Origin of the sequence: Streptomyces virginiae, assembly GCF_000720455.1 — a bacterium.
GTDB classification, from domain to species: domain Bacteria; phylum Actinomycetota; class Actinomycetes; order Streptomycetales; family Streptomycetaceae; genus Streptomyces; species Streptomyces virginiae.
The window spans coordinates 1-3,633 of record NZ_JOAK01000074.1; the positions used below are offsets into that span (position 1 = coordinate 1).

A 3,633-nucleotide genomic window follows, 5' to 3' on the forward strand; every position below is an offset into this window, starting at 1 on the left:
GCTCCTACCTCCGCCCCCGCCCCTGCTCCGGTGGCTCTTTCCGATGGGGTGGGCGGGTATGCCGAGGGCGTCGCGGACGCGGTTCTGGTGAGTGTCGCGACGTACCAGGCGGCGGCCTTCCCGCTGACTGCCTTCGGGGTCAGCGAGGAGGAACGGGACGCTCGCCGCGGTGTCGCCTACCGTGTGTGCGCCCACGAGGGTCTGCCGCAGTCGGTGCGGGTCTCGGCGGCCGCCGCTCTGGAGGCGGTCGACCAGGGCGCGGACGCCGGGCACGCGCATGCCGCGATGAAAGCCCTGTCACTGGCCGTCTACGACCACCGCGCCGCCCGCTGACCTGCCCGCGGATACCCGCCGGGGTTCGGCCCGGGGGCCTGTCGACCGGGGCCGCCCGCAAAGGCCTGCCCACGAGGTCCGTCCCCGGGTCTCGCGCGTGGCGGGGTCGCTTAGGGTGGCCCCACCAGGCGACCCGTATCCGGGCGGGACGGCAACAGGCGTTGTGGGCGGGTGGTGTTGGTGGAGGCTTTGCGGCCCGGTGATCCGCCGGAGATAGGTGGCTACCGGTTGCTGGCGCGTCTGGGCGAGGGCGGGATGGGCGAGGTGTTCCTGGCCCGTACGGCTTCCGGTCGGCCGCTGGCGCTGAAGACGGTGCACCGGGACCTGAGTCTCCAGGCGGATTTCGCGGAGCGTTTCGACCGGGAGATACGCACCAGCGACCGGGTGCGGGGGCCGTGGACCGTGTCGGTGGTCGACTTCAGCCCGCCGGGGGCCGCGCCGCAGTGGCTGGCGACCGAGTACGTTCCCGCGCCGTCCCTGGCCGACTGGATCCACCGGTACGGGCCGCTGCCGCGGCCCGCCCTGTACTGCCTGGCCCGGGAACTGGCAGCGGCTCTGGTGACGGTCGGGGCGGCCGGGGTCATCCACCGGGACATCAAGCCGGCCAACGTGCTGCTGGGCCGTGAGCGACCCTTCCTCATCGACTTCGGCATAGCCCGCGCCACCCGCGATGCCCGTTACACACAGACCGGCACGGTGATCGGCACCCCCGGCTACCTCGCCCCGGAACAGGCCACCGGCGCCGTCGTCTCGGCTGCGGCCGACGTGTTCTCCCTCGCGGCGGTCCTCGTGCACGCGGCCACCGGGTGCGGTCCGTTCCTGGCCGCGGGGGAGGAGCTGCAGCTGCCGGCGCTCCTGTACCGGATCGTCCACGACGAGCCCCGCCTGGGCGGTGTCCCGGAGGATCTGGTCCCGCTGGTGGAGGACTGCCTGGCCAAGGACCCGGCTCAGCGGCCCACCGCCCGAGAACTCCACCAGCGCCTGACCGACGTCGACCTCGCCGCTGCGGCCGGGGAGACATCGGGGGTGGGGGAGTGGGACGCCGTGGTGCCGCCGCCTCTGGCCGCGGACATCGCCCGCCGCGAGAGCGAACTGGCCCGGCTCCTCGCCCCGCCGCCTCCGCTCCCAGCCGTTCCCGCGCCACCGACTGGCCCTCCGTCCGTGCCGCCGGTCCCCACGGCTCCCGCTGCGGCCGCCGGCGGGCGGGCGCCCGGCCGGGGCCGGCTGATCGCAGTGGCGGGCGCGGCCGTCGTAGTGGCCGCGCTGGCCGCGTTCCCGCTGCGGCTCCTCATGGACGGCGACGGCGACCGCGACCGTGACGGGGGTGGCGGCCAGGCCACCCCGCCTCCGACGCCGACCGCGTCCGCTTCGGGTCAGGTATCGGGGCAGGCCGCCGTCCTGCCCACCGCCTGGGTGGGGACCTGGTCGGGCACCGGGCCCGGAACACCGGACGCGGACGGCATCACCCGGGCCAGAGCGGGCGCGTTCTCCGTCACGGTCACCCTGAACGCCGGTGCGGTGGGCGAGCTCGTCGGCCGGCAGGTCAGCGACGTCAAGGAACTCGGCACCGGGCGCAACCTGGGCTGTACCGAGGCTCTGGAGCTTCGGCAGATCCGCCAGGACTCCGCCGTCTTCGCGGCGGTGACCAGCCACCCAACCGACCGTTCGGCCACCTTCGAATGCCCCCGAGGGAACCTCTACGTACTCACCATGACCCAGCCAGACCGGTTGACCCTCGAGTCCGAAGGAGCCCAGTCGGCCGGCGCGCCGGACGCCCTCACCCGCCGCGGCTGACCCGTGCCCGCCGGAGGGCGGGCGAGCACCGGCGGGTGGTGTCACGCTGAAAACAGGCGAGAGCTGAAAACACGCGAGAGGGGAACGACATGGCGCGCATCGTGAAGCGGGCCGCGGCCCTCGTGACCGTGGCTCTGCTGGGCGTGGCCCTTCCGGCCACCGCCGCGACTGCCGCAGGCGCTGCCGCCGCTGCCGCGCCGGTACCGGCATGCCGTGGCGGCCAGCTGGCGGCGGCCGGAGCGGAGCGTGTCGGGGCGGACGCGATGCGGGTCACCGTCGTCAACGAAGGCCCCGGGCGGTGCGTACTGCAGGGCTACCCGACGATCGCGCTGGCCGGCCAGGGCGCGCCCGCGCATGCCCGCCCCCTCGCGGTGGTCCGTCAGGGCCCGGCGGGCCCGGTGGAGCTGCCCGTCGGCGGGGCGGCACAGTCGCGCATCACGTTCACCCCGGTCCTGGGTGAGGCGGACGGCTACTGCGCTTCGGGGGCCGAACCGTTCGCCGCGCCGTCGATGGTCATCGGCGTGGCCGGCAGCCATCTGCAGCTGGCACCGGACGACGGCGGAAACTTCGCGCTGTGCGGCACCGCGGTGCGCGCCACCGCCTTCCGCCCCGCCCCCTGAACCCCGCACCAGGGGCTGTGTCAGTGGCCGAGGTGGGTGCGGGTGTTACCGAATCCGGTTTCGTGTGTCCAGACGTGGGTGCAGGTGGGGCATTGGAGGTGGAGGAGGCTGCCGGTGTTGGTGAGCAGGTAGCGCCAGTGGGTGGGGCAGGTCCGTCGTTCCTGGCAGGGCTCGCAGCCGTGTGCGTCCGGGCAGCGGGGGCAGGGGATCCACGCACGCCGTCCCGGGTCGGCGTGCGGGTCAATGGGCAGCACGGCCGTGTCCCCGGTCGGGCAGCACTCCGGCCGCGACGAGGTCGTCGTAGAGGCGCTGCTGCTCGCTGTCGAGTCCGGAGTAGAGCAGGTCGTACGCGGCCTCCTCGCCCTGGAGGACCTCGACGGGGTCCCAGTCGGCTCCGAGGGCTTCCATCACCTGGGCGCGCCGGAGCACCTCCTGCGAGGTGAGGTCGACCGCGAAGTCGACCAGCCCGGACCCGCCGGCGTCCGGGCCGGAGTCTGTGCCGTGAGTGGGGTTGTGGGGGGTCATGCCATTGAAGTTAGGTAACCCTTTCTTCGCCGGTCAAGAGAGGGTGGGCGGAGTCACAGCCGATGGGTCCGCGCTCCGCTGGGCGGTGTCGATGTTCGTGGGGGTGCGGTGGGGGCACACTCTTGAGCCGCGGCCGGACGGTAAGCCGCCGGTCACGTTGTACTTGCCGGGGACCTGTCGCCCTTCCGTCAGCCCCGGCTGCCCTGTGCCCTGCGGGTGTGTGGGACCCGTGCTCGGGTGGGGTGTGGTTCAGAGCCCGAGTGCGATGGCGATGCGGGTCATTTCGGCGGTGGTGTTGACGTTGAGCTTGGCGCGGATGCGGCGCAGGTAGGCGTCGACGGTGTGCTTGGAGAGTCCCATG

The 3,633-nt window shown here is 73.6% G+C and carries 5 protein-coding genes and 1 pseudogene; 3 read left to right on the plus strand and 3 right to left on the minus strand.

Annotated features, from left to right (window positions below; translation table 11 throughout):
* The 3 genes and pseudogenes from IG86_RS0137925 to IG86_RS40470 all read left to right on the plus strand — a co-directional run.
* A pseudogene (locus IG86_RS0137925) lies at positions 1-333 on the plus strand (hypothetical protein); the annotation flags it as partial.
* Between the two features lie 228 nt (positions 334-561).
* A complete protein-coding gene (locus IG86_RS0137930; protein WP_051785660.1) occupies positions 562-2,127 on the plus strand; it encodes a serine/threonine-protein kinase in 1,566 nt (521 codons plus the stop codon).
* Between the two features lie 89 nt (positions 2,128-2,216).
* Positions 2,217-2,747 (plus strand): DUF4232 domain-containing protein, encoded by a 531-nt coding sequence (locus IG86_RS40470; RefSeq protein WP_051785661.1) that lies wholly within the window; start codon positions 2,217-2,219, stop codon positions 2,745-2,747.
* Between the two features lie 20 nt (positions 2,748-2,767).
* Here the strand turns inward: IG86_RS40470 and IG86_RS44960 are convergent, their stop codons facing one another.
* The 3 genes from IG86_RS44960 to IG86_RS45240 all read right to left on the minus strand — a co-directional run bounded on the left by IG86_RS44960 (position 2,768) and on the right by IG86_RS45240 (position 3,632).
* On the minus strand, positions 2,768-3,001 hold the full coding sequence (locus IG86_RS44960) for a hypothetical protein (protein WP_078848697.1): 234 nt from the start codon (positions 2,999-3,001) through the stop codon (positions 2,768-2,770).
* Positions 2,988-3,272, minus strand: a complete 285-nt coding sequence (locus IG86_RS0137940) for a DUF6400 family protein (RefSeq protein WP_045937546.1) — start codon at positions 3,270-3,272, stop codon at positions 2,988-2,990. The genes IG86_RS44960 and IG86_RS0137940 overlap by 14 nt, the downstream gene beginning before the upstream one ends.
* Positions 3,273-3,521: 249 nt before the next feature.
* On the minus strand, positions 3,522-3,632 hold the full coding sequence (locus IG86_RS45240) for a LuxR C-terminal-related transcriptional regulator (RefSeq protein WP_276329197.1): 111 nt from the start codon (positions 3,630-3,632) through the stop codon (positions 3,522-3,524).
* Between the last annotated feature and the right edge of the window lies 1 nt (position 3,633).